This is a genomic window from Streptomyces phytophilus, assembly GCF_013870535.1.
Lineage (GTDB): Bacteria > Actinomycetota > Actinomycetes > Streptomycetales > Streptomycetaceae > Streptomyces > Streptomyces phytophilus.
Window position 1 is genome coordinate 1 of the sequence record NZ_JACBXC010001157.1, and the last position, 1,916, is coordinate 1,916.

The 1,916-nt window shown below is 70.7% G+C and carries 1 protein-coding gene; it reads left to right on the forward strand.

Annotation, left to right across the window (positions count from 1 at the left end):
* Positions 1-379 precede the first annotated feature (379 nt).
* On the forward strand, positions 380-1,916 hold a 1,537-nt coding region (locus tag H5J30_RS30215; RefSeq protein WP_181790584.1), incomplete at its 3' end, for an SPFH domain-containing protein.

Sequence of the window (1,916 nt, forward strand, 5' to 3'; positions counted from 1 at the left end):
GGCCGTCCGCTCCGCCCCGAACCGCCGGAACCAGCCGAGGTCCCCGGGGTGCAGCTGCACCGGCCCCGCGTCGTCCTGCCATGCCGCCAGCATCCGGCCGGCACCGTCGAGTCCGGCCACCGCCGGCGTACTCATCGTGATCGCCATCCCCCGATCAGACACCGGCGGACCGCCCCCGCGCATCCGAAATTCGCGCGGGCCGGGTGGGACACCGGCAACGGGACGGCGGGGGCGTCGGTGCCCCGTCCCTGTTTCACTGCCGGAATCGTGCAATGACCATGTACCCGTGTTGTCACGATCCGCGACTGTGCTTGCGTACGGCTGTACGAAACAGTTGTGATTGCGGAGAGTGATCACGCGACTTGAGGAGGGGGACGATATGGCACGTTCGCGCGCGCAGACCATCAGAGGCGCGGCGCAGGCCGTCATGCAGGGGAGCGACCCGAGGCAGCTCGCCCAGGACGAGCTGCGCCGCCGGGGCGCACTGCCCGACGGTGAGCAGGGCCGCGAGGGCAGGGAAGGCGGCCGGGGCCGGCGTAACGACGCGCCCCGCGAGGACGGGATGGACCCGGCCGACTTCCCCGCCGCCCGCGACCAGGGCGGCAGCCTCGACACCGTCATGACGCAGCAGTCCGTGCCGCTGGACGAGGCCGGGGAGGTGCTGAACCGCAGCGAGCTGAAGCGCGAGGGCCTGGAGCAGGTGCACGCCATCTGCCCGATGGTGCTGCCGCGCGGGCGCTCGTTCCTCAGCATGCTGCCGGTCTCACTGCTGCTCGTCGTCGGCGCCATCGGCACCATCGCGGTGGCCGCCGCCGGCGACGACGTGCTGACGAACCCGCTGTTCGGCGCCCACTACTGGGTGCTGGCGGTCTTCGCCGTCGGGTTCGTGTGGTGGCGGCAGGGCATGGTGATGGTGCCCGATGGATGTCATGCACTGATCACCAAGTTCGGCAAGCTTGAGCAGGTCAAGGGCCCCGGCCGGGTCATCCTGCTGAACCCGTGGAAGCGGGTCTCGTACATCCTCAACACCACCCGCGAGTACCCCTTCAACGCGCCCGTGCGCGAGGCGCCGACGAAGGGCGGGGTGAAGGCGTCCATCGACCTGTTCATCCAGTTCCGGATCAGCGACCCGGTCGAGTTCGTCTACACCCTCGGCGCCGTCCGCGGCTTCGAGGAGAAGCTGAACAACGCCGTCAGCGAGACGATCCGCAGCCTCATCTACGAGCAGGAGGCTTCCGGCATCTACGACATGGTCGGCGAGGACACCACCCGGCTGCTCGACGCGCTCAACCACCAGTTCCGGCCCGCGGTCGAGCTGACCAACGCCAACATCACCAGCGCCGAGCCCTCCGACCAGCCGTACCGCATGGACCTCGCGGCGCCGGAGATGGTGCGGATGGCCAAGGAGGCGTACACCCACGAGTACTCGCTCCAGCTGCGCAAGGAGCAGGACGAGGGCGACCTGAGCAAGGAGCTGGCGACCCGCGAGGAGGAGCTGTCCGCGATCCAGGCGGACATCGCCCAGTACCAGGCCCAGATGGACACCGCCGTCGAGCGCGAGACCAACCGCGCCGAGGCGCTGGCCCGGCAGCGGTACGTCCAGGCCGAGTCGGAGGCGCGGGCGAACGCCGCGCTGCTGGAGGCGCAGGCGCTGGACATCCGCGCGGTGACGACGGCCGAGGCGCCGGAGATCCTGGAGTACCGCTACCAGCAGCAGGTCCTCGACACCCTGGAGCAGGTCGCCGACCACCTGCCGCAGCTGCTGCGCATCGGCGGGCCGGTGGACGGCACGGACGGCGGCGCGGCCGGTGTCGACTTCCTGGCGCTGGCCCGGGAGCTGATCGGCGAGCACGGCGCGGACCTGTTCTCGGAGGCCGAGATGGCGGCCGTACGGGAGCGGCTGACGGAGGTCGCGG